Origin of the sequence: Lysinibacillus odysseyi 34hs-1 = NBRC 100172, from assembly GCF_001591965.1 — a bacterium.
Classification (GTDB): Bacteria; Bacillota; Bacilli; order Bacillales_A; family Planococcaceae; genus Lysinibacillus_B; species Lysinibacillus_B odysseyi.
Map to the genome: position 1 here is coordinate 163,310 of NZ_BCVX01000007.1, position 21,551 is coordinate 184,860.

Consider the following 21,551-nt stretch of genomic DNA (forward strand, 5'->3'; position numbering starts at 1 on the left):
TCCTCTTAAAAACAACAAAAAACCCGTTATTTAAAAAAAGATTGATTAAAATAACGGGTTTTTTGCGGAATTAAATATCGTTTAATATAATGGAAATTGATTCCTTTTTATTGAGCTAAAGCCATGTAATTTTAAGTACAAGTTTTTATAAGCTTCAATTGAAAATTGTCTGATTTATTTCAAGTTCAATGTCATTTTTCTACTTATAGTTTCCATTCCAAAATTTTCGTAGAAAGAAATAGCTTTTTGGTTGAACTCCCAGACATTTAATTCTAATGAAGTAACATCTTTATTTTTTGACCACTCCAAACACGCTTCAAATAATGATTTTCCTATTCCTTTTCTTTGATAAGTACTATTTATTCCAAAATCACTCATATATGCAAATTTCCTCGGTGCCATAGAGTCAAATGGCGGAGCTTCTTTAAGTTCCATTACAGCAAACCCAACCACTTCGTCGCCTATTTTTGCAATAAGAATGTCACTCTTTGAGTCTTCCACTAATTCGCGGAAATAGTTTTCTGGCATCACTTGATCCGTCTTTTTAAAAATATGTGGTAATGCTTCTGAATGTTCATCTTGTCCTTCTTTTACTATCAAATTTACAGAATAGTAATCCTCGATGGTTGCCAATTTAATAATAGTACACATCAAATATTCCCCTTATAGCTATATATTATATTTACGTTAACTTGCTATCTATATTTATTTTATCAATATGTTACAAAATACCTAAAATGATCCTTTTGTTTTTTCAGTGAAGTGAGGAACAGAAGTATCATGATTTAATAATGTTCCGTCCAAATCGAAAAGAACCGCCTTTATCTATTCCCCAGCCTTTTTCCTCACTAGTAAGATGCTGTACTTGTTTATATTCGAGTAATCGCCATTTATTTTTCTTTGCTTGAATTCGTTCGACTTTGTTCGAAAATGTTTCCTCGTACCTTACTAAACATATGGGTGTCACTTCCATCACCCAGCCTTTACTAACTCGATAAAAAGTATCTACAGAAAGGAGAATTATATAGCTGGATCCGTCTCTTTCGTTTTTTGTTGTCCATCTATTTTTGCCACATATAGGAAACCGAGCGCACTGATAATCGTGATGGACCAGGATAATATTTGCTTGAATATGATGCCTTGGTCAAACGCCTCTACCCCATATTTTCCGATTAAATGAACATTCACAGCCGCAACAATCAGCGACCGCAGTCCGTAGCAAAATGTAATAAGATACAGCACAATCATTTTCTTTTTTGCTGAAAAAAACACTTTCGAGTCGGGGCGTTCGTATCCCATCATTTCCGCCCCGTCTAAAGCAAAATAGTACGCTATTGGACGTTTCACCAGCATACTGAGGATATAAAATATCCCGATGCAAGCCCCGTAGTATACATTATTCCAAAGCATTTGGAGCGCCGAGCCGGATAAGACATCAATCAGTGTCCCGATGATAAGTGTGACCAGTATGAATAGCCCGGAAAAATTAACTCTCCGCTGCTCGATGAAGCTGTACAGCCCGTATAAGATAGCTGGCACAGAAGCGAGCAGCATTGTTGCATAATCACCAAGACTTCCCCGCATTGTATTCCACATAATTAATGGAAGAGCAATATAAAATAATAAATCAAACAGTACAGCTTTCCCTTTCATAACTCCTAAAACCCCTCAGTTCCAATTTAAAAAACAACCAATTTGATCATCTAATTATTTCTCCGCAACATTGAATTTTCTTAACTCCCAAAGCCCTCCGAAGAATCCTATAAAGCCTGTAATCATTAAAAGCCAATCTAACCAGTCAACTACAAATGAACCCGAAAAAATATAATATGTAAAGTAAAGTCCTAAAACAAGACTACTAACTAGACCGATTATTGTTCTTGTTTTTCGGCTCATCTAATTTTCCCTCCTTATTTCATTTCCTTTTTATTCCCATAAGTATTTGTTCTACAACTATGTTGAAAATCCCTTTGTTATAGCTTTTGTATTTTATATTGCGGATAAAAGCCTCTCTGTGAATGGACAAGAATAAATAAGAGATGACTATTCAATGATGTGTATCTAAGCAGCCGATATGTAGCTGCACTACCAATAGTATGCTAAATGGAACCGTTTTATCGGACAGAATGAAACATTCTTCTCTTTCTAAAAATCATTTTGTAATTGTCGTAAAATTTTAAATTGACAAATAAAAAAATACATAATATTTTATATTTATAAGGTTAAATGATTAAATATACAAATCGAAGGTGGGATTCAGGAATGTTGATTCGTAAAGCAAAGGTAACAGACGTCCCGGGGATTTATGGTTTAATTGAACATAATGCTAAAAAAGGATTGGTATTGATCCGTTCACATTCCTCTATTTGCGAGGATCTTTTAAGTTTTTATGTAGCGGTGGAAAAAGATGAGGTTATTGGTGTCGGCAGCTTGTATATTTATGATGAAACATTAAGTGAAATCCGCTCCCTTGCCGTTTCTGAAAATCATATGAAAAAGGGCATCGGAAAAAGAATTACTCAAAAAATTGTAGAAGATGCCGAACAGCTTGGTATAGGTAGAATGATCTCCCTTACCTATCAGGTCGACTTCTTTTCTAAACTAGGCTTTTCAGTGATTCAAAAAGAAACGATTCCGCAAAAGGTCCGAAAAGATTGTCTAGGCTGTCCGAAATTTTTCGCATGTGATGAGACAGCTATGGTCATCCTATTGAATGAACCAGCAGTCTTCCAACAATAAGTAGTCGGAAGGCTGCAGTTTTTTCTTATTCCTTACCGCAGCCTACACATCGTCTATCTGCATCTTCCATGCCATATGTACGGATCTCCTTCTCAATGCCGCATGATTGGCATATTTCAAACGAAATCTGCGGCAGGATTCCCGCTTCTGCGAGTGGAACCCAATTTCTCTCATACAATCTTTTTGTCATCCCGTAATCAATTAATATGAGGTGTCCTTCGTCATCAAGTCCGTAGTTGCCGCTATCACGAAAATCAAACCCATCCAGCTCCTTATCAAGTACGTGTAAAGCTTTTTCTAAATCAGCAGTCAAGCGGGGTTCCGCCTGTAAATTTAACTCATAGGAGCTATTATTAATGAGCGGCAACTGTGTATAAAATGGCTGGATCGTTATGTCTTTGTTAAAATAGAGAATTGGTGCAACGTGGCTTGCTAATCCCTTCGCCTGTAATTTTTTATAAAAAGCGTCTTCATTTTTCGTCTGAAAATAACCAATTTCATGCAAATACTCTTTAATAACAAATTGCTTGTATTTGTAAACTTTTCGAGTAGATCCGATTCCTGCATAGTTTTTATCAATTAGGATTTTATCTAAATGGGCTAAAATATAATGTAATTCATCCTCCATTATATACCCTCCTTCATTTTACATATATTTCTATTTTACGATAAATATACAGTAAAATGGAAAGGACTTTATAAATGGGTTTATTCGTTCGTTTCCTGTTCTTTTACTTCTAGAATTTCTCCTGTTTTAGTGGAGAATGTGATGTGCAGATAGAGGCCAAATTCACGGTCATCTTCCTTTAGCCAAAGTTTAAACGATTCCGTTGTCGTTTCATTATGCATTTCTTTTCCTATGTGTAAATAATCGATTATGGAAGCATTGGGATATTTAGCTTTCGTATGCTCCATTGCGACTTTCCCCCACTTGGCATAAGAAGGTGTAGAGACCGCCGGCTGTTCTGCATTGATCATTGCCGGTATATACGTTATGGCAGCACCTACTGCCACTATGGCTCCAATTGCCAATGCTATTTTTCGCATGATTGCATCCTCTCCTTTTGATTAGCATGGGGAGATTCACTTTAATCATACGGGGGATTTGTTTCACTTTTTTTCATCCCTAGGGAAAAAAGCAGGCTAGTTATTTACCATATTGAAGGTAAATACCAGGATGGTATACTTTTACATAATAATTGATCATTGCCGTCCAGTAAAAAAACTAGCGAAGGTGGGATTGGAGTGAGAAGAACACTCGTCATGCTGTGTGCTGTGCTATTTTTAGGAGGCTGTGTTGAAGAATCTTCAGTGTCCTATAAGGAGTTTAACGGTATAGATGAAATAGAGAAAATACCAAGGGAAATCCAAAAAGAGATTCAGCCGCAGTACACACTTCAAAAGATACAAAAAGCAGAGGGCCATTACTACATCGTTTTTTACTCTTATAATGATGTGAAAGCAAACTATGTAATTGGAGATGAAATTTTTGAAATCCATTTAGATGAGAATCGACTCACTTATGAGGATCAGCAATTGTATATATATGAAATAATAGTGGACAACGGACCTAAAAAAATTGAAGTGTACCTTGAAGGTGAAGCAGTGGAGTTCGATAAGCTTACTGTCATTTGAAATACGATGCCGGTCATTTCATCAGTTGTTATGCTGGAGAGCAGCCGCTAATACAAAATGAGCCTCCGTTAAAACATGAGGCTCATTAGATCAAGCGTTGGCAATAGATTTTTTAAAGCTTGGCTTCACTTCCGCTATGATAATCGCAAAGAAAATCAGGAAGCAGCCGAAAATCATCCGACCCGTCAGGATTTCATTCAAAATCAGGACAGAGCATAAAGTTCCGAAAATAGATTCTGTAGAAAGGATTAAAGCAGATTTTGTTGGATCTGCATACTGCATACCGATATTTTGACATACATAGGCAACAAGCGTACAGAATACAGCAAGATAAGCTATCGTCAGCATGCCTTCTGTGCTGGCAGATGTCGGTATTTCTCCAAACGCTATGACACCGATCCAGCTTAAAATCGAAGCAGCGAAAAATTGGATGATTGTTAACGCTAGTGCATCTTCTTTTTTTACAAACACATTTGTATAAAAAATATCAAACGCAAATGCAATTGCGCAAAGGATGGAAAGCATATCTCCTACGTTTATCGTAAACGAATCCTGCAGCGAGAGAAAACCAATTCCGATAATGGCCATCACAGCAGCCATAATTTCAAATCGGTCAAATCGCCGTTTGTAAATCACATAGGCAATGATCGGTACAACAATTACATTGATTGCAGTTAAAAAGGCGTTTTTTGAAGGGGTTGTGTAATTGAGCCCTAACGTTTGCAACGCAAATGCGATAAATAATATAGCTCCTAAAATTGAACCCTTCCAAAATACACTCTTAGAAACGAGCTTTAATTTCTTGTGGAAAATGAGAGCTAATAATATAGTAGCAAATGTAAAACGGAGCGCCATTAATTGGAGAACCGTCCAATGCTCTAACCCCATCGCCATTCCGACAAAGCCGCTTCCCCACATAATGGCGGTGATGAGCATCAGCAGCTCACCTTTATATTTCCTCATGTAACACCTCTCTGTTTATGATAGCCACGCTATGTATTCATGAAAAAGTCCATTTTGCCGCCGCTATCATCTATGTATTTTATTGTTATAATTAATATACACAGGATAGTATATTAATTCAATGCTCTTCTTTCTATTTGACTTAAAAGTTCAAACAAATGGCCTCGCAAACAGAAAGATGCTCCCTCTTTCTCCTTTTTTTGCATCTTAAAAACATCCCTAATTTACGTTTGACCTTAAACTAACTGCAAATAATAAGACTATGCTAAAAAGTATTGAACAAGGATATTGTACAACATTAGCCCTATCTGTTTAAGAACCATGTTTCCGTATGATGAACGAAATATTATGATACAGAATACTAATTTCTTTTGATAACCTTTATTAAACAATGAAAAAAATTCTACTGAAAGAATGTTTAAAATCTAGATTGTGGGTACTTATACTATAGATTATCTTGAAAACCATCGCTTTGACCAAATTTTTTAAAATGACGGAGAAGTAAGTTCTCAAGAATATATTATTTTAATAAATAATAGAATAGAGAAACGGAACAGTATATACTTAAATCTTCTCTCATTTGTTATTGAATGATTTGGAGATAGATAAAGGAGGAAAATGGTTGGTTTACTTAAAATTAGTGAAGCATGATCAGAAATATGCGGAGGAGATGTCGAGACTTACATCTGATTGGCGGGTAAAGGATGCTCTCGGTTTAAATGAGAAGCAAATTTCCTTACAGGGAACTCAGGATTATATTGATTTTATCCTGCATGAAGAAAAGCAATTTAAACAATTATCCAGAGTGATGCTGAATAAAGAAGATCAATTAATCGGGGTTATCACGTTAAAGTCTATTTCTCCCTATAGTAAAACGGCTCATATCGGTACGTGGATCGCTGCACCGTACTGGGGAAAAGGATATAACGAGCTGGCAAAAAAAATGATTTTAACCATTGCCTTTAAGGAGATGGGCTTAAAATATGTATTTGCCGGTGCAACTGTTGATAATGTTCGTTCACAAAAAGCACAAATCAAGCTGCCTTACATGTTAATAGATGTAGGAGCGCAGTTTCCGGATGAGCTTGAGAAAATCGAGGCAGAGACACATAGCAAGTGTATTCTGAATGTTATTACGAGAGAGCTATTTTTAGAGTATCTGCAATCCAGCAGTCTGTAAGCTCATGCAGTTTTGTTTACAAGCTAATTTGAATACCTATCTCAACTAGAGATCGGTGTTCATTCACTAGCAGGCGAAAACACCCCGAAGGATGTTCTAATCTGCCAATAACCGGTAAAGTCCATGCTCAATTTTTTCTTCATAATCTACTGTGTATTTGGCTTCAAATTGTGTAATATTCTCAATTACCGATACCTCCGCATCATCAATACAAATATATCCAGTCTCCCCTTCTTCGCTTCGTATCACCCATTGTTCAAAATCCTTCGTCATATCAGGAGCGATATTATTTTTCCCGAAGTAATCCAGCACCCGGTCAATCGATTTTCCAGGAAAGATCTTTTCTTCTACTACTTTTCCCCTTTTTACTACCCTCATTGTTACTGTCATCATTACAACCTCCTGTTTTAAATCTATATAGCTTGTTTTCTATTCAAATTCCTCATTGAATAGAAGCTTAAACATACCGATTCTTTCTTTTCTCCTTTTTAAGAGGACTTTCGATAGCCGATGAGGAAATATAAATATGTAAAGAAATGTAATAAACGTTTTGGAGAATTCTAGCTGGTTTTTGTATAAATGACACTACATAGTGAGATGGAGGTGAATAACATGACAGAGCAGGTGTTTCAAGAGGCGAGGGCCTTTACGGCCAGGGCGAGAAAGCTCGGGCAATCTCTCATTGGAAGGACAGCAACAAGTGAGGAAATTGATCTTTTACATATGAATTTTGGTTTCCGGCTTCCCGATTGGTACAGACATTTAATTGCTGAAGTTCCGCTCATTCATACGGAGGTGGGCTGGCAGGCAGATGAACCTGGTGAAAATACAAATGGCATTGCCTGTATGGAGATTTACGAACCAAGAGATATGATATATGAATCATTCAAGGCTTATCCAGGTATACAAATTTTAAGGTATGGTTATGTTTGTATCGGTGGAGATCCTACGGGCTCGGGGGGACCCTTATTTTGTTCATTTTGAATCCAATCAATCGGCAGTTTATCAAATATATCAACATGCCGGTGATAACCCTGACAGGATTTTAAACAAATGCAGAGTCCAGGTTGCTGCTTGTTTGGAGGACTTCTTTAAAAACGGTATTGTTTTAGAATGAATAGTGTGTTCAATTACGAAAGCTTTTCAAGAGGGGGGAATCATGATATTCATTTTGTTTATGCTTGTTAATCTGGTTTTTATCGCTGTGCAAGTAACAATTAGTAGGAAAAGTTTATATAAATATAGCTTTATTATTACAATTTTCTATACTCTTTGGGTGAAATGGATGGCTTCATATGTGGATTTCATAGTGATCGGCTATCTCATTTGTTTACTTTTTTGGATGATGTCTATCGCCTGCTATAATATGAGATCCCGTTTTTGGCAAAAAGGAGAAAACGCATAAAAAAACACCGTACAGCCATTTATGACCATACGGTGCGCCCTCATAATGCATGAGTGACGAAGTACTGTTGTATTATATCATGAAGCAGTTTATATACCTATTATTATAACCTGACTCTACTAAATTAGTTTTTATATATTTCATTTGAAGAAAGCCAATCCATAAATTGACGATACGGATAATAGGTTGTTCCCTTTAATACAATTTTAGGGGCACTTGGATTTTTTTCAAGCAGCTCCTGCAGTGCTTCTCTATCCAAGCTGATGTAATAATGTAAATCGCTCTCTTTTATAAGAGTGCGGTAGCCGCTTCCTTTCGTGCCCCCATTCATATTTTTTAATCCATCTCCTATAAAATAACCTAAAGCAGCAAGTCCCACGGCAAACCAGAAAAAGCTGATATCCATTGTTATTTCCTCCTTTGTATTTTTCTAACAGTAAGTATAATTATTTTCCTTTTACGCTACGGATGTACTGGATATTGGTAAATAAGAGTACAGCTGCAATGACGATAATGCCAAATAGCTGAGATGCACCAGTTGCAAGTGAATAGAACAATAGAAGAAGTATACCGACAAACAGCAGTAAGTTAACTGAATTAAAGCTTTTGTATAAACCCTTCAGCATTACATGCCTTTCTCCCTCATCAGACATTTCCAGCAGTTTTTTCGCGTAGTCCTTGTCATCTGTAGCAGGCAATGGCCGTTCCGGATAGACCGCTTTTAAGAGTGTCGGCATAATCAATGATAGTAAAGTGATGATAGCTAGAAATACACCGCTTGTGACGATCATCCATAAAGGTTGTTCCGTTAATGTACTTGTACAGGCAAGTAAAAGGTTGACGATTAAGGCTGACTGAGCAAATAGCGAAAAGTCGCTGAATTTTTTGTACTTCCATTCATCCAGTGCATCTTCTTCCTCCCCGGAAACTTCTTTTTTTGCTGTCTGTTTGATTAAAACATAGTATACAACCGTCGCTATAATAAGCCCCGCTCCTATCAATAATAAGGCGACGTTCAATTCAAATGAATAGCGGGCAAATGGAAGCTTGATGTTTCCGTTCATAATGGCGAATGTCCCCAAAAAACCGATAAGCCCTCCAATGAATCCCTGACCAATCCGCTTCATTCTACTTCCTCCTTGTCAAAAATAAAAATGCTTTCTATAGGCTCGTTAAATATTCTGGCCATCCGGACAGCGATCAGCAAGGAAGGGACAAATTCTTCACGCTCAATAAGGCTGACTGTCTGTCGTGAAACCTTTGCACGCTTTGCCAGCTCGGTCTGGTTCATTCCGTCCCGTGCCCTTAGTTCCTTGAGTCTTGTTTTCACTACTCTCACCTCTCCCACGTATTGTAAACTGTATTTTTCATTTTGACAAGTATATTTGTCAAAATGAAAAATACAGTAGTCAACCCCTCCCTTTGTTGGGTAAATTAGATGATTTTAAATAAGCAGAAAAGAAACCATGTGGAAATCATCAACATCGCTTCTTAGTATTCATAAAGAAAGCCGGAATAAAAAACAAGCACAGGCTACCCCGTGCTTGTCAATTCCCAATTTTTATTTTCTTGTGCTGTAAAATTTATATAGAAAATAACTACCAAATACAATGACCGGGATAAATAGGTAATATTTATAGCGATTAAACATATCTAAAATCACAGACCAGTTATCCCCTGCCAATGCTCCGAGCACAATGAGTATCGTATTCCATAAAACTGTTCCTAACACCGTATATGTAATAAAAGGTAGTAAGGGCATCCTGGCAACTCCCGCTGGTATGGAAATCAAACTGCGGATTACCGGGATAAAGCGGCAAAAGAATACCGTCAAATAACCACGCCGCTGAAACCAGTCTACCGAACGGTCAATATCTCTTGGCTTTAAACGTAGAAATGTCCCTAATTTACCGGCTAGTATTTTTTTTAGCAGCGATAGGCTAACAAGCTTGCCTATATAGTATAAACAGATGGCCCCAGCTACTGAACCAATGGTAGAACTCATAATCACTCCCGGAACAGTCATATTTGTGCGTGTTGTCATAAATCCACCAAACGTCAAAATGAATTCTGATGGAATGGGAGGAAACAGATTCTCCAACGCAACTAAAAATGCTACACCGAAGTATCCCCAGTTGTTCATTAAGTCCGTTATCCATTCTTCCATAAATATTTCCCACTACTTTCTCCTACAGCATAATGTTTTGCGCTTCCCTACTCGCATTTTAGATCAACAGAAGCTGTATTATTTTCCCGGTTAACTTGTGAATTTGATACTCTTCCCTTTTGTTTTCCATGAAGTACGAAATAAAACAGCAGTCATCAATATGCAATCATGCCTATTTTATGTCCAAGCCTTAAAAGTTAGACATAGTGATCCTTTATACAGTGGAAAATGGACTGTATGAAAGGGGTGAAGGCTCCCGTAGAAGAAATTTTCTGAGCGGGACGCATATCCCTCACCAATATAGTGTATGAAGCATAGTATAAGTTACATAGTATATGTCATATAGTAAGGCGAGAGGTGAATTATGAATACATTACTGAATTCCATGTTAATCGAGCTAAGAAGAGGCACCTTAACGTTAGCCGTGTTAAGTCGGCTGCAGGTGCCCCGCTATGGTTATTCTCTTGTTCAGCTGCTGGAGCAATCAGGGATAGCGATCGATCAAAGCACACTATACCCCCTACTTCGAAGATTAGAAAAGCAGGGTCTTGTAACGAGCAGCTGGGATAACTCAGACAGCAGGCCACGGAAATACTATGTACTAAGCGAGGAAGGCACATCGATATTTGACCAGCTAAAACAGGAATGGCTTGCCCATTCGGGGAAGCTGTTGCACATACTGAACGAGGAGGAACATCATGGGGTTGATTGAAGTATATATTCAAGAGGTTACACGGAGACTACCGGAGAAAAATAGAGATGATATTGCACGCGAATTAAAATCGACGATCGAGGATATGCTGCCGGGTGAATATAGTGATGAAAACGTAGAGACAGTTCTTGAAAGGCTGGGAAGTCCGGCAGCACTTGCTGAAGGATACCGGGACCGTTCTAGATATTTAATTGGACCTCGCTATTTTGATGCCTATATTTCATTGTTGAAAATGATTTTGCCAATCGCAGCGACGATTTCCCTTATTGTATTGGCGGCAGAGAATATTGTTGGATATGACAATAATACTTCCGTTCTAAACATGATTATTCTATTGATTGCTGAAGGGATATGGGGAATTATTGTAGTAGGTATGCAAGTGTTTTTCTGGTTAACCGTTGTTTTTGCCATAATAGAACGGGTGTATAAATCCGATGATATCAAGCCCCTTACCCCGAATTTGACGGAATGGAAAGTAGAAGATTTAAAACATATTCCACTCATTTCTAAGCAAAAGGCTATACCAAAGTATGAAGTATATGGCAGCCTCATTTGGACAGCTATTTGGGCGACTGTTTATTTTTATGCCGATTATTTAGTGGGAATCTACAGAAGCGGCTCTGAAGGTCTTGTTTTTATTACTCCTACATTTAATGAAACGGTGCTTATTCATTACTGGCCCCTTATCTTACTCCTTGTCGGTTTGGAGATTTCCCTGTCCATCTATAAATTAATTGAAAGGCAATGGACAAAAAAAATGGCATGGTTTAATGCCGTCCTTCAAACGGCAGCATCTGCTGGGTTTATTGCCATTATTAATAATCCAAAACTATTCACTCCTGAGTTTTTGGCATTTATGGCCCGTGTTTTCCAGGTCTCGATAAGCGACTTATTATCCTGGATTACCATAGGCGGGATAATCATCTTTTTGGCTTCAGCAGCCTTTGTTATATTTGATGGTTTCCGGAAAGCAAAAATATAGCTAAAAAGTAAAAAAGATGTGTGCTGTGAAGGAACTCCCCTATTTATGATTGTTTCCGCGAATAACACATAAAAAAACAAGGTAAGCATCTCGCTTACCCTGTATTTTTCGTTATAGTTCATTAAATACCCGGTTTTATAAGGTTCATTTTATAAAGTTAACTAAAGGTCTATAAAATACAACCGTCAGGACCGCAGGAATCGCCGCCTCCAGTAATATTTAACTTTTGATCTGCTACTTCCTTTGCCTGCTTTAATGTTCTTATGAATACTTCAAGCGGTTCAGCGCCGATAATACCGTATTTATTTTCGAACACGAAAAAAGGGACACTTTGCACTTGCAGCTGTTGTGCATCATAGCGGTCCTTTGCCAGTTCTTCTGCAAACTGATTGCTCTCCAATACCGCTTTTGCTTCTTCTTTTGGCAAACCTACGGAAACAGCCAGCTGGATAAGTGCTTCCTGATCGTTAACATTCAGCCCTTTTGTAAAGTAGTGATCCATCGTTGTCTCGATAAATGCTGCTTCTTTACCGTATGTGCGTGCCCATTTTGCCAAACGGTGGGCATTCTCGGTATTGCCTGTTTTCATCAGATCAAAATGATACGTCAAACCTACTTCTTTTGCATGCTCCTTGATGGAAGACGTACTCTTTTCGACCTCTTCTCGTGTAGATTCGTATTTCTCCATTAGACCTTCATAAAATGACTTTGTCTCCGTTTTTGAAGCATGGGGACTTAATTGATACGCCTTGTACTCAATCTCTATCTCTTTTTCAAATCCTAGTTCTTGAATCGCCTGCTCTAAACGCTTTTTCCCAATATAACAAAACGGACACACAAAGTCTGAAAACATCTCAATTTTCATTTTTATCACCTACCATATAATTTCAACCCAAATTTTAATTGCAGTAGCGGCAATCATTACTGCCAAAATAATCTGAAGGATCTTCGTATTTACTGTTTTACCCGTTTTTGCCCCAAGTGGAGCCGCTATTAGACTTGCAATAATCATAATTAGCGCCGGCCAATAATCAACCTGTCCGGTAATGAGCTTGCCTGCGCTACCACCGACGGATGAAATAAGCGTAACGGCCAGGCTTGTTGCAATTGTCATCCGTGTTGGTATGTGCAGGACTGTCAGCATAATCGGCACGAGCAAAAATCCGCCTGCTGCTCCGACAATCCCCGAGCCTATTCCGACAATTATTGCTAGAACGATTGCCAGTGGTTTGTTAAACGTTACGTTTTCTAATGGCTGGTCATCAACATTTTTTCTTGGTACGAACATCATTACGGCTGCAATCAAGGCAAGGGTCCCATATACAATATTGACAGCTTCTTCTGATAAGAAACCTGAGCCATAGCTGCCGATGAAGCTGCCAATGAGAATAGCACTCCCCATGTACAGGATAAGCTGCTTGTTTAAATAACCGCCTTTACGATAAGCCCATACCCCGGCAATAGAAGCAAAAAATACTTCTACAGCACTAATGCCGGATACTTCATGGGATGTAAATGCTGCCAGTCCAAATAATGGCGGCACAAATAAAAGTAACGGATATTTTATAATGGCACCACCTATACCTAACATCCCTGAAAGGAAGGATCCTATAAATCCAAGAGCAAAGATGACGATGATATATGTTACCGAGAAATCCATCTTTTTTCCTTCTTTCTTTTTAAGCAGGCCCATTCAAATAAGCCTGCTTAAACGGTTCATCTATCAAAGAGGCGGGTAGGTATTGCTACGGCGCCTCTTTGTTGGATTATGCTTTTTGAATGTAGAATGTAAGGACATCCGCTTCTTCTTTTTGCTCTAAAATTGTGTGGCCCCCCGTTTTTGCCCAAGCGGCAAAATCATTCAGCGCCCCTTTGTCTGTAACGAGTACTTCCAATACTTCGCCGGATTGAATTGTATCAATTGCCTTTTTTGTTTTGACGATTGGCATTGGACATGCAAAGCCTTTTGCGTCTACTGTTTTTGTAATATTCATTCTCGTATCCTCTTTTTCTTTTTAAGTTTTATAAGTAATAGAGTCTATAAATTTACAGCCATAATTATAGCATTTCATGACTCTAGTTACACACCTGTTGCCCAGCGGTTATGCTCATTACTTCCTTAACGGACGGCACAGCGGTTCGGTCCGATTTCCATTTCTATCAGTTCCTCATGATCCGGTGTCATTTTTCCCATATTTACCTGACGGATTTGCTGATAGGCATTTGGCTGCGGCGGCAAGTTATCTGTAACGGTTTTACGGAATTCTGCTTCATCCTCAATGTTTAAGCCGTGGTTTTCTGCAAACAGCTCACCAAGGTGTTTGGCTACTGTTCCATCTTCATTCAGCTCTTCAATCACCATGAAGTGAGCTGGAAGAACAATCAAGCTCTCTGCCAGTTCACGGTAGCGGGAATAAAGCGTATCACGCAAATCACCAACCCAGTCTTCTGCTAGACCCGCTAAGTCCGGGCGGCCGATTGAATCAATAAATAGAATGTCACCAGTCAGTAAATATTTCGAGTCAATAACAAAAGATGTAGAACCAATTGTATGCCCTGGAGAGTAAAGAGCACCTACCTCAATATTTGAAGAACCTAGTGTAATTGTTAAGCCGTCTGTAAGAGGTTTGTACTCAAATACAACTTCTTCAGCATCTTTTGGCGGCAGGTAATAGGCTGCACCTGTTTGTGCTGCAATCTCACGGCCGCCTGAAATGTGGTCCGCGTGTAAATGTGTATCAAATACATGCTTAATTTCTACACCTTTTTCTTTTGCGAAATTTGTAAACACATCCGTGAAACGAACTGCATCGATAATCGCCGCCTCTCCTTCAGAAATGGCCATATAAGATAAACAGCCTTTCCCTAGTCGGACGAATTGATATAATTCACCGCCGTTTGTCAGATCGCCAACTTTAATCGGTTCAAGGTACATGGACCAGGATTTCATACCGCCTTCCAGGTAAGAGACATCCAGCCCGGCATCAGACAACATTTCCGCGACCATTAAGGATGAACCTTCTTTAGCACATACAACCAATACTTCCTTATCAGTCGGGATTTTTTCTAAAATGTCTTCGACGCCATCTAGTAATTCAAAGTAAGGGATGTTCAAGTATTCGAAATTATGACCCTCGATTTTCCAATCTTCAAATGCATCATTATTGCGGACATCAAGGATGAACAGCTCTTTGTGTTCTATTACTTTTCGTGCAACTTGTGCTGCTGTTATTTTTTTAACTGTCATGCTTCATCTACCCCCATAGGTATTAAATTTCTATATTTTTTTGCAGCGAGAAACACTCTCGCTGCACTTTGTAAATATGAACAATGAGAAACACACGTTTTGGTGTTAGAAAGTTAATGTAGGAGAGGCGTCTTTTGCATATTCAAGGAATGTAACTGCTCCACCTACTTCAATTCCACTGACAAAATCTTCTTTCGTCAAGCCCATTACATCCATCGTCATTTGACAGGCAATAAATGTAACGCCTAGCTCTTGTGCCATTTCTACCAGCTGCGGAATGGAAGGTACCTGTGCTTTTGTAAAGCCTTCTGCAAAATGTTCCTTACCAGCCGGCATTGGAAGATCATGCATTCCCTGTTTATGAATGAGGTTCAGTCCCTCGAATGTAAAGAAAATTGCTACTTCCTTGTCGGAAGCTGCTGCCGCTGTTGCAATATTGAATACTTTATATGCATCAAATAATCCACCATTTGATGCGATAATCGCTACTTTATTAGCCATAACTCGTTTCCTCCTAGAAGTCTTTTGATAATTCGCCGTTCCAGTTATTCATACCGGGCAGGACATTATATACTTTTTTAAACCCATTTTCCGCAAGCAGGTGTGCAGCCATATCAGAACGTGTGCCTGTTCGGCAAATCACATAAATTTCCTGGTCTTTATCTAGCTCTGACAAACGCCCATCAAGCTCCCCCAATGGAATAGATTTAGCTCCGGGTACGTGACCAAACGCAAATTCGGCTGCTTCGCGTACATCAAGAATAAGGCCGTCCCGTGAAGTGATTTCTTCATTGGAAATCACTTGTTCGAAACTCTTGTCTGCCGCTGCATTCGTTTCTTGTGAGCACTTACGGATATAATGGTACAGCACGTCTCCTTCTTCATGTGTACCGATATATTGATGGCCTACTGTTTTTGCCCAGGCGGCCAGGTCAGCTGTTGAACCTTTATCAGTAGCCTGCACTTCTAGCACTTGTCCTTCTGCTACATCATTCATAGCTTTCTTTGTTCTGACAATGGGCATCGGGCAAGCAAGACCTTTAGCGTCTAGTTGTATATCTGATCTAATCATGTTAAACCCCCATAGGTATTATTTTTCGCAAAAAAATTTTACTCCACTTCGCCTTCCCAAGCAAGCATTCCACCAACCATATTGGTAGCATCAAAGCCTTTTTCTTGCAGAAAAGCTGTTGCCTTACCACTGCGAGCACTTGAACGGCATACGATAATATACGATTTGCTTTGATCAAGCTCTTCCAAATGATCCGGCAGCGTGCCTAACGGAATGTGTACTACGCCGGGAATATGGCCTTCCTCTACCTCTGCTAGTTCGCGTACATCGATTAAATGTAATTGTTCTCCGGCTTCTAGACGTCGTTGTACTTCTGTCGTAGTAATTTCTTTCATTTTTTCTCCTCCTAATACGCACTCATGCCACCACGGACATTCGTGACTTTTTCATAACCTAATTTTTTTAATTGCTTACATGCATTGCTTGAACGCATTCCACTTTGGCAGATGACCACAATTTCTTTGTCTTTCGGCAGTTTTGAAAAATCTGTACCAAGTGGCATGTTTTTAAACTGCTTAATGTTACGTGATCTATATTCATTAGGAGTACGAACATCGATAAATACTTTATCTTTATCGTCCAATATGCTTTTTAGCTCTGCAGTTGAAATGGAGTTGACTCCTTTTCCGGGTTTCATCCGCCATATAAGGAATACAGCAACTGCAACAATAATTATGAATGTTTCCATTGTTTTCTCCTTAAATGAACAGATTTACGGTGCCGTCTTCTGCATCTGCCAAATAGGCGGCTACCCCTGCATATTCAACACCATCCAGCAGTTCCTCTTTTTGAAGACCTAGTAAATCCATTGTCATTGTACAGGAAACGAGTTTAATATCCTGCTCCTGAGCCAACTCAATCAATTGAGTCAATGACAGTGCGTTGTGCTTTTTCATAACATGCTTGATCATTTTCGGTCCCATTCCTGCCATCTGCATTTTCGAAAGACCTAACTGCTCTGCACCACGCGGCATCATTTTGCCGAACATTTTCTCCAGGAAGCCTTTCTTCACTTGAACAGGTTCTTGCTTTCGTAAGGCATTGATTCCCCAAAATGTATGGAAAATGGTTACCTCATGATCATAAGCAGCGGCGCCGTTTGCAATAATATAAGCAGCCATCGCCTTGTCATAGTCTCCGCTGAATAATACAATTGTTGTTCTTTTCTTTTCCATTAGGACCTCCATTACCTCTGTGGGTATTATTTTTATGAAAAAATATAGCCGACTTTATCGGCTTTCTTCCACTAATTTCATGGTCTATTTAACCACTTCTTTCACATTGGCTTCTTCTTTCTCTGATTTTAGAATGAAAAAAAATTTTGCGCTGCTAATATAGCAATAATGTGTTCAACAACTGAGTGGCAAGCACTTGATTGTGTGAAGGCTTACGTAAAATTTCTCTTTCTCATCAGTCATGAAGCTGAGCTATAATGTGCATTACTTACGTGCTTTATAATATACCCCATAGGGTAATATGTCAACTCTTTTCTTTCAATTTTATTTAATTTCCTATGAAAACCTTAGAAACATCAAATGTACCTTGTTAATAAAGGCTTTGAAAGAATTTTTAACTTTTACTCAACTGCTGATAATTTATAAATACAATACATTTTTTATATACAACACAGGGTATATGTTACTAAACGAATAAAAAAGGTTTTCTGATCTCTTTCAACTTTTCCCGGCAATGAGCATTAAACCTTCAATGAGAAACAAAAAACCGATTCGTAAAATTACATTTACAAATCGGCCATGTGCGTGGTGATTGATAGTTTTATTATTTTGTTTGCTTAAAGCACAGCTGCCATTGCTCTCAACGTGAAACTAAACAGCATTGTTATTCAATAGAAGTGCAGATCTCTATATAATGCCCATCCGGATCTGCTATATAAGCAACTGTTTGTCCCCATGGCTTTGTAACTGGCTCTTTAATGATCGAAATCCCTTGACTGCGTAGTTTGTCGATTGCAGCAGGCACATCCTCCACAACAAATCCGACTTCAAAAGTTTGGGTTGAAGAAGAGGAATCGGGTACATCTAGTCCGATTTCTTCCTTGGCTGATTGGCGCGTATTAATCGAAAGTGTTGTAGAACCTGTATCAAACTCAACATATGTACCCTGCTGCATTTTGACAGTCAGACCCAGTATATCCTTGTAGAAATGCATTGTCTTTTCGAAATCGTTTACGTAAAGAATGATATATTTCATGGCTAATTTCATTTGCTTCACCCTCATCAGTAGTTTTTTAAATCATTTAGTATCTATTATCTTTCTATTTAAGAACTTCATTTATCATAGATAATATTTAGAAAGCTGTACAAATAAGATAATCAAGATTATTTAACTACTACTATTATACATTATATATTTTTTATGATCATTCATATAATGTAAAACTAAATACCCTTCTCCCCGCCTTACGAAAGCATGTATACTATTCATTATTCGTATTTTTTCTTTTTATATATGGAACTTACATGGGCTAACAATCTAGAGAGTGAATTTGATTTCCTTGCTAATTTATGGTATCTTTTGTGTGAATTATCTGATATTTAAAGAGACTGCTAGTGTTTTTTAAGGGGGATGGTGTGATGAGTACAACGATTGATGGGAAGATTCTTTGGCAGCCGACGGAAGAGAATATTGCCAACAGCAATATCACTCGTTTTAAAAACTGGCTGAAGGTGCATAAACAATTGGAATTTGCTTCTGTGCAGGAGCTTTGGAAGTGGTCTACAGATGAGCTCGAGACTTTTTGGGCATACGTGTGGGAATACGGAGGAGTTAAGGCAAGCACTCCGTATAAAGAAGTTCTTTCTTCGCGGACTATGCCGGGTGCTCAATGGTTCAATGGTGCCCATTTAAACTATGCCGAGCATAGCTTCCATAAAGCTATACCTGCAAAGCCGGCACTCATCTTTCAGTCCGAACATAAAGGCTATGCAGAAATTTCCTGGGGTGAGCTTGAAAGAAAGACGGCGGCTGTGGCCCAGTATTTAAAGGATCATGGGGTGACAAAAGGAGACAGGGTTGTTGCCTATATGCCTAATCTTCCAGAGACAGTTATCGCCTTTTTGGCCTGTGCAAGTATCGGTGCTATTTGGTCAAGCTGTTCTCCTGATTTCGGTGCGAACAGTGTCATCGACCGATTTAAACAGCTTGATCCAGTGTTTTTATTTGCGATTGACGGCTACCAATATAACGGACAGCTGCACAATAAAAAAGACGTTATAGAACGTATTCAGCGGGAGGTGCCAAGCATCCGGGAAACGATTCTGTATTCTTATACGGAATGTTTCGGGATCACAGAGCTTCCAAATACAACAAGCTGGGAAACAGTACTGGATCGGGATGCTGAGCTTTTCTTTGAGCAGGTACCATTTGACCACCCGTTATGGATACTGTATTCCTCCGGGACAACGGGCCTCCCAAAACCAATCGTCCAAGGACATGGCGGGATTCTCATTGATCAAATTAAAACACTGATGATTGAACAAAATTTAACGGAACATGACCGGATGTTCTGGTTTACAACAACAGGCTGGATGATGTGGAACCTGCTTCTTGGTGGGCTTGTTGTCGGATCCACAATCGTTTTATATGATGGTAGTCCGTCCTACCCTAATCTAGGTGTCCTGTGGGATTACGTGGATAAATCAGAAACAACAATGTTCGGTACAAGTGCTGCGTATATCGATGTGTGTATGAAATTCGGTTTCAAGCCAAACGAGCATTTCCAGCTTACGAACCTGCACTCCATTTTAGCAACCGCCTCCCCATTAACAGCGAATGCCTTTACATGGGTTTACGAAAATGTGAAAGATGATATTTGGCTCGCTTCGACAAGCGGCGGTACTGATGTATGTACGGCTTTTGTCGGTGGTTCACCGGTTCTCCCTGTGCGTGCGGGGATTATTCCTACACGGGCATTGGGCGTAAAAGTGGAATCATATGATGATAATGGTAAACCGCTTTCTAATGAAGTGGGAGAGCTTGTAGTGACTGCACCTATGCCGTCCATGCCGCTGTTTTTATGGAATGATAAGGGCAATGAGCGTTATTTGGACAGCTATTTTGAAATGTATCCCGGCGTCTGGCGTCACGGTGATTGGATACAAATTAATGATGATGGAAGCTGTGTAATTTACGGGCGTTCAGATTCAACAATCAATCGTTCTGGTCTGCGTATGGGTACAAGTGAAATTTATAAGATTGTTGAGGCAATACCGGAAATTATGGAAAGTCTGATCATCGATCTTGAATACAGCGGCAAGGAGTCCTTCCTTCCCTTATTTGTTGTGTTGAAGCAGGATGTGCCTTTAACAGAAGAGTTGAAACAGACGATTAACAGCCGCATCCGCGAAAACCTATCGCCGCGTTTCGTGCCGGATGCAATTCATGCCATTTCAGAAGTACCGAAAACTTTAAACGGCAAGAAGCTGGAGGTGCCTGTGCGTAAAATCCTACTTGGAAAGGATCTAGATTCCTCCCTCAATCGGGACGCTATGGCAAATCCTGCGTCCGTCCAATATTTTATTGACTTTGCTGATGCCCTTCAGCAGTAATTCATATCCCCACCTTCCAAACTATCGAAGGCTGGGGATTTTTCTTTCTCCACTCCCCTGTTTAATATGGATTGAACAATTCATGATTAACATCCACCCCCTTTCCAATATTCAACAGTATGACACAGCTATCGAAATAAAAGTGAGTTATACTATCTTAAATAAGCTGTAAAGTCAGGGTGTTGTCATATGAATCAAAAAATAATGATAGTAGAAGATGATCCGATACTCCAGTCCGTACTGTGCGATTACTTAACAAAAGCAAGCTTTGATATTTCTGCTGTAGGAAGCGCAGAGGAGGCGATGGAACGATTTATGCGTGATTATCCTTGTATGATTTTGCTGGACCTTGTGCTTCCGGGCATGAGCGGAGAGGAATTTTGTAAATGGATACGTTCTCATACAAATCAGGATGTCTCCATTATTATGATGACCGCTAAAAGAAGTGTGGAGGATAAGATTAATGGTCTTAGGATTGGTGCAGATGATTATCTTATAAAACCGTTTCAATTAGAGGAATTGCTTGCCCATATGGAAGCTGTGCTGCGTAGGACCGGGCTGTTTTGTCAGAAAATTATCCACCATGGACTTTGTATCAAGCCAAGAAAAGGAGAGGTCCTGCTAAATGGAGAAAAGATCCATTTAACAAAGCATGAATTTATGCTGCTTTATTATTTTATGGACCATCCGAATATAATTATCAGCCGTGAAGATTTAATCGTTCAGCTCTATCCGAATATTGAGAGAGAAATACTTGACCGGACTATTGACGTACATATAAAAAAGCTGCGAAGTAAAATCGAGCAGGACGTCAAAAACCCCCGTCGGATTATTACAGTGCGCGGGCTTGGGTATCAGTTTATTCCGTAAAGACGATGCAG

At 39.1% G+C, this 21,551-nt stretch carries 29 protein-coding genes; 8 read left to right on the forward strand and 21 right to left on the reverse strand.

The window, feature by feature from the left end:
- Window positions 1–174 precede the first annotated feature (174 nt).
- The 3 genes from BOD01S_RS13020 to BOD01S_RS13035 form a co-directional block, all read right to left on the reverse strand.
- A complete protein-coding gene (locus BOD01S_RS13020) occupies window positions 175–651 on the reverse strand; it encodes a GNAT family N-acetyltransferase (protein WP_036159110.1) in 477 nt (158 codons plus the stop codon).
- Window positions 652–1,020: 369 nt separating this feature from the next.
- Window positions 1,021–1,653 (reverse strand): VC0807 family protein, encoded by a 633-nt coding sequence (locus BOD01S_RS13030; RefSeq protein ID WP_036159113.1) that lies wholly within the window; start codon window positions 1,651–1,653, stop codon window positions 1,021–1,023.
- 54 nt (window positions 1,654–1,707) lie between these two features.
- Window positions 1,708–1,896: a hypothetical protein gene (locus BOD01S_RS13035; protein WP_036159115.1), complete on the reverse strand. Its 189-nt coding sequence runs from the start codon at window positions 1,894–1,896 to the stop codon at window positions 1,708–1,710.
- Between the two features lie 366 nt (window positions 1,897–2,262).
- Here BOD01S_RS13035 and BOD01S_RS13040 point away from each other — a divergent pair, with 366 nt between their 5' ends.
- On the forward strand, window positions 2,263–2,739 hold the full coding sequence (locus BOD01S_RS13040) for an N-acetyltransferase (protein ID WP_036159117.1): 477 nt from the start codon (window positions 2,263–2,265) through the stop codon (window positions 2,737–2,739).
- 25 nt (window positions 2,740–2,764) lie between these two features.
- Here BOD01S_RS13040 and BOD01S_RS13045 read toward each other — a convergent pair whose 3' ends face one another.
- On the reverse strand, window positions 2,765–3,367 hold the full coding sequence (locus BOD01S_RS13045) for a hypothetical protein (protein ID WP_036159118.1): 603 nt from the start codon (window positions 3,365–3,367) through the stop codon (window positions 2,765–2,767).
- Between the two features lie 80 nt (window positions 3,368–3,447).
- Window positions 3,448–3,786: a DUF3889 domain-containing protein gene (locus BOD01S_RS13050; protein ID WP_036159120.1), complete on the reverse strand. Its 339-nt coding sequence runs from the start codon at window positions 3,784–3,786 to the stop codon at window positions 3,448–3,450.
- A 198-nt stretch (window positions 3,787–3,984) separates the two neighbouring features.
- Between BOD01S_RS13050 and BOD01S_RS13055 the strand changes: the two genes are divergently transcribed.
- A complete protein-coding gene (locus BOD01S_RS13055; protein ID WP_036159122.1) occupies window positions 3,985–4,374 on the forward strand; it encodes a hypothetical protein in 390 nt (129 codons plus the stop codon).
- A gap of 90 nt (window positions 4,375–4,464) precedes the next feature.
- On the opposite strand, the gene BOD01S_RS13060 is transcribed toward BOD01S_RS13055, so the two are convergent.
- A complete protein-coding gene (locus BOD01S_RS13060; protein ID WP_036159124.1) occupies window positions 4,465–5,337 on the reverse strand; it encodes a DMT family transporter in 873 nt (290 codons plus the stop codon).
- Between the two features lie 622 nt (window positions 5,338–5,959).
- Here BOD01S_RS13060 and BOD01S_RS13065 point away from each other — a divergent pair.
- Window positions 5,960–6,517 carry a GNAT family N-acetyltransferase gene (locus BOD01S_RS13065; RefSeq protein ID WP_036159126.1) on the forward strand — a complete coding sequence of 186 codons (558 nt, stop codon included), beginning with the start codon at window positions 5,960–5,962 and terminating at the stop codon, window positions 6,515–6,517.
- 96 nt (window positions 6,518–6,613) lie between these two features.
- On the opposite strand, the gene BOD01S_RS13070 is transcribed toward BOD01S_RS13065, so the two are convergent.
- Window positions 6,614–6,907, reverse strand: coding sequence for a hypothetical protein (locus tag BOD01S_RS13070; protein ID WP_036159128.1), 294 nt, complete (start codon window positions 6,905–6,907; stop codon window positions 6,614–6,616).
- Between the two features lie 189 nt (window positions 6,908–7,096).
- On the opposite strand from BOD01S_RS13070, the gene BOD01S_RS13075 reads away from it, so the two are divergent.
- A complete protein-coding gene (locus BOD01S_RS13075; RefSeq protein ID WP_169745647.1) occupies window positions 7,097–7,501 on the forward strand; it encodes a hypothetical protein in 405 nt (134 codons plus the stop codon).
- Between the two features lie 545 nt (window positions 7,502–8,046).
- Here BOD01S_RS13075 and BOD01S_RS13085 read toward each other — a convergent pair.
- The 4 genes from BOD01S_RS13085 to BOD01S_RS13100 all read right to left on the reverse strand — a co-directional run bounded on the left by BOD01S_RS13085 (window position 8,047) and on the right by BOD01S_RS13100 (window position 10,089).
- Entirely contained in the window at window positions 8,047–8,328 is a 282-nt protein-coding gene (locus BOD01S_RS13085) for a hypothetical protein (RefSeq protein WP_036159133.1), read from the reverse strand.
- Window positions 8,329–8,368: 40 nt separating this feature from the next.
- Complete coding sequence (locus tag BOD01S_RS13090; protein WP_036159136.1) at window positions 8,369–9,049, reverse strand: DUF3169 family protein; 681 nt, start codon at window positions 9,047–9,049, stop codon at window positions 8,369–8,371.
- Window positions 9,046–9,252 carry a helix-turn-helix transcriptional regulator gene (locus BOD01S_RS13095; protein ID WP_036159137.1) on the reverse strand — a complete coding sequence of 69 codons (207 nt, stop codon included), beginning with the start codon at window positions 9,250–9,252 and terminating at the stop codon, window positions 9,046–9,048. Before BOD01S_RS13095 ends, BOD01S_RS13090 begins: the two co-directional genes overlap by 4 nt.
- 231 nt (window positions 9,253–9,483) lie before the next feature.
- Window positions 9,484–10,089: a DedA family protein gene (locus BOD01S_RS13100; RefSeq protein WP_036159139.1), complete on the reverse strand. Its 606-nt coding sequence runs from the start codon at window positions 10,087–10,089 to the stop codon at window positions 9,484–9,486.
- Window positions 10,090–10,453: 364 nt separating this feature from the next.
- On the opposite strand from BOD01S_RS13100, the gene BOD01S_RS13105 reads away from it, so the two are divergent.
- Both BOD01S_RS13105 and BOD01S_RS13110 read left to right on the forward strand, forming a co-directional pair.
- The gene (locus BOD01S_RS13105; protein ID WP_036159142.1) at window positions 10,454–10,801 is read left to right on the forward strand and encodes a PadR family transcriptional regulator; all 348 of its coding nucleotides are present in this window, start codon (window positions 10,454–10,456) and stop codon (window positions 10,799–10,801) included.
- Window positions 10,788–11,783, forward strand: a complete 996-nt coding sequence (locus BOD01S_RS13110) for an HAAS signaling domain-containing protein (RefSeq protein WP_036159144.1) — start codon at window positions 10,788–10,790, stop codon at window positions 11,781–11,783. Before BOD01S_RS13105 ends, BOD01S_RS13110 begins: the two co-directional genes overlap by 14 nt.
- Before the next feature lie 169 nt (window positions 11,784–11,952).
- Here the strand turns inward: BOD01S_RS13110 and BOD01S_RS13115 are convergent, their stop codons facing one another.
- The 10 genes from BOD01S_RS13115 to BOD01S_RS13160 form a co-directional block, all read right to left on the reverse strand.
- A complete protein-coding gene (locus tag BOD01S_RS13115; RefSeq protein ID WP_036159146.1) occupies window positions 11,953–12,648 on the reverse strand; it encodes a DsbA family oxidoreductase in 696 nt (231 codons plus the stop codon).
- Between the two features lie 9 nt (window positions 12,649–12,657).
- Window positions 12,658–13,443, reverse strand: a complete 786-nt coding sequence (locus tag BOD01S_RS13120; RefSeq protein ID WP_036159710.1) for a sulfite exporter TauE/SafE family protein — start codon at window positions 13,441–13,443, stop codon at window positions 12,658–12,660.
- A gap of 106 nt (window positions 13,444–13,549) precedes the next feature.
- Window positions 13,550–13,777, reverse strand: coding sequence for a sulfurtransferase TusA family protein (locus BOD01S_RS13125; RefSeq protein WP_036159148.1), 228 nt, complete (start codon window positions 13,775–13,777; stop codon window positions 13,550–13,552).
- Window positions 13,778–13,902: 125 nt separating this feature from the next.
- Window positions 13,903–15,030, reverse strand: coding sequence for an MBL fold metallo-hydrolase (locus tag BOD01S_RS13130; RefSeq protein WP_036159149.1), 1,128 nt, complete (start codon window positions 15,028–15,030; stop codon window positions 13,903–13,905).
- A gap of 105 nt (window positions 15,031–15,135) precedes the next feature.
- Window positions 15,136–15,531 (reverse strand): DsrE/DsrF/DrsH-like family protein, encoded by a 396-nt coding sequence (locus BOD01S_RS13135; RefSeq protein WP_036159152.1) that lies wholly within the window; start codon window positions 15,529–15,531, stop codon window positions 15,136–15,138.
- Between the two features lie 13 nt (window positions 15,532–15,544).
- The gene (locus tag BOD01S_RS13140; RefSeq protein WP_036159154.1) at window positions 15,545–16,102 is read right to left on the reverse strand and encodes a sulfurtransferase TusA family protein; all 558 of its coding nucleotides are present in this window, start codon (window positions 16,100–16,102) and stop codon (window positions 15,545–15,547) included.
- 38 nt (window positions 16,103–16,140) lie between these two features.
- A complete protein-coding gene (locus tag BOD01S_RS13145; protein WP_036159156.1) occupies window positions 16,141–16,437 on the reverse strand; it encodes a rhodanese-like domain-containing protein in 297 nt (98 codons plus the stop codon).
- Window positions 16,438–16,448: 11 nt separating this feature from the next.
- Window positions 16,449–16,790: a rhodanese-like domain-containing protein gene (locus tag BOD01S_RS13150; protein ID WP_036159158.1), complete on the reverse strand. Its 342-nt coding sequence runs from the start codon at window positions 16,788–16,790 to the stop codon at window positions 16,449–16,451.
- A 10-nt stretch (window positions 16,791–16,800) separates the two neighbouring features.
- A complete protein-coding gene (locus tag BOD01S_RS13155; RefSeq protein WP_036159160.1) occupies window positions 16,801–17,277 on the reverse strand; it encodes a DsrE/DsrF/DrsH-like family protein in 477 nt (158 codons plus the stop codon).
- Window positions 17,278–17,941: 664 nt separating this feature from the next.
- Window positions 17,942–18,325 (reverse strand): VOC family protein, encoded by a 384-nt coding sequence (locus BOD01S_RS13160; RefSeq protein ID WP_036159162.1) that lies wholly within the window; start codon window positions 18,323–18,325, stop codon window positions 17,942–17,944.
- Window positions 18,326–18,696: 371 nt separating this feature from the next.
- Between BOD01S_RS13160 and BOD01S_RS13165 the strand changes: the two genes are divergently transcribed.
- On the forward strand, window positions 18,697–20,670 hold the full coding sequence (locus BOD01S_RS13165) for an acetoacetate--CoA ligase (protein WP_036159164.1): 1,974 nt from the start codon (window positions 18,697–18,699) through the stop codon (window positions 20,668–20,670).
- Window positions 20,671–20,859: 189 nt separating this feature from the next.
- Entirely contained in the window at window positions 20,860–21,540 is a 681-nt protein-coding gene (locus BOD01S_RS13170) for a response regulator transcription factor (RefSeq protein WP_036159167.1), read from the forward strand.
- Window positions 21,541–21,551: the final 11 nt, after the last annotated feature.

Coding starts and splice junctions, on each gene's coding strand:
- BOD01S_RS13100 (WP_036159139.1), bottom strand. CDS start 10,089: ATGGAAGAATGGATAACGGACTTAATGAACAACTGGGGATACTTCGGT.
- BOD01S_RS13165 (WP_036159164.1), top strand. CDS start 18,697: ATGAGTACAACGATTGATGGGAAGATTCTTTGGCAGCCGACGGAAGAG.
- BOD01S_RS13050 (WP_036159120.1), bottom strand. CDS start 3,786: ATGCGAAAAATAGCATTGGCAATTGGAGCCATAGTGGCAGTAGGTGCT.
- BOD01S_RS13035 (WP_036159115.1), bottom strand. CDS start 1,896: ATGAGCCGAAAAACAAGAACAATAATCGGTCTAGTTAGTAGTCTTGTT.
- BOD01S_RS13155 (WP_036159160.1), bottom strand. CDS start 17,277: ATGGAAAAGAAAAGAACAACAATTGTATTATTCAGCGGAGACTATGAC.
- BOD01S_RS13125 (WP_036159148.1), bottom strand. CDS start 13,777: ATGAATATTACAAAAACAGTAGACGCAAAAGGCTTTGCATGTCCAATG.
- BOD01S_RS13150 (WP_036159158.1), bottom strand. CDS start 16,790: ATGGAAACATTCATAATTATTGTTGCAGTTGCTGTATTCCTTATATGG.
- BOD01S_RS13090 (WP_036159136.1), bottom strand. CDS start 9,049: ATGAAGCGGATTGGTCAGGGATTCATTGGAGGGCTTATCGGTTTTTTG.
- BOD01S_RS13145 (WP_036159156.1), bottom strand. CDS start 16,437: ATGAAAGAAATTACTACGACAGAAGTACAACGACGTCTAGAAGCCGGA.
- BOD01S_RS13030 (WP_036159113.1), bottom strand. CDS start 1,653: ATGAAAGGGAAAGCTGTACTGTTTGATTTATTATTTTATATTGCTCTT.
- BOD01S_RS13135 (WP_036159152.1), bottom strand. CDS start 15,531: ATGGCTAATAAAGTAGCGATTATCGCATCAAATGGTGGATTATTTGAT.
- BOD01S_RS13070 (WP_036159128.1), bottom strand. CDS start 6,907: ATGACAGTAACAATGAGGGTAGTAAAAAGGGGAAAAGTAGTAGAAGAA.
- BOD01S_RS13170 (WP_036159167.1), top strand. CDS start 20,860: ATGAATCAAAAAATAATGATAGTAGAAGATGATCCGATACTCCAGTCC.
- BOD01S_RS13085 (WP_036159133.1), bottom strand. CDS start 8,328: ATGGATATCAGCTTTTTCTGGTTTGCCGTGGGACTTGCTGCTTTAGGT.
- BOD01S_RS13105 (WP_036159142.1), top strand. CDS start 10,454: ATGAATACATTACTGAATTCCATGTTAATCGAGCTAAGAAGAGGCACC.
- BOD01S_RS13140 (WP_036159154.1), bottom strand. CDS start 16,102: ATGATTAGATCAGATATACAACTAGACGCTAAAGGTCTTGCTTGCCCG.
- BOD01S_RS13020 (WP_036159110.1), bottom strand. CDS start 651: ATGTGTACTATTATTAAATTGGCAACCATCGAGGATTACTATTCTGTA.
- BOD01S_RS13160 (WP_036159162.1), bottom strand. CDS start 18,325: ATGAAATTAGCCATGAAATATATCATTCTTTACGTAAACGATTTCGAA.
- BOD01S_RS13040 (WP_036159117.1), top strand. CDS start 2,263: ATGTTGATTCGTAAAGCAAAGGTAACAGACGTCCCGGGGATTTATGGT.
- BOD01S_RS13115 (WP_036159146.1), bottom strand. CDS start 12,648: ATGAAAATTGAGATGTTTTCAGACTTTGTGTGTCCGTTTTGTTATATT.
- BOD01S_RS13060 (WP_036159124.1), bottom strand. CDS start 5,337: ATGAGGAAATATAAAGGTGAGCTGCTGATGCTCATCACCGCCATTATG.
- BOD01S_RS13110 (WP_036159144.1), top strand. CDS start 10,788: ATGGGGTTGATTGAAGTATATATTCAAGAGGTTACACGGAGACTACCG.
- BOD01S_RS13120 (WP_036159710.1), bottom strand. CDS start 13,443: ATGGATTTCTCGGTAACATATATCATCGTCATCTTTGCTCTTGGATTT.
- BOD01S_RS13075 (WP_169745647.1), top strand. CDS start 7,097: ATGACACTACATAGTGAGATGGAGGTGAATAACATGACAGAGCAGGTG.
- BOD01S_RS13130 (WP_036159149.1), bottom strand. CDS start 15,030: ATGACAGTTAAAAAAATAACAGCAGCACAAGTTGCACGAAAAGTAATA.
- BOD01S_RS13045 (WP_036159118.1), bottom strand. CDS start 3,367: ATGGAGGATGAATTACATTATATTTTAGCCCATTTAGATAAAATCCTA.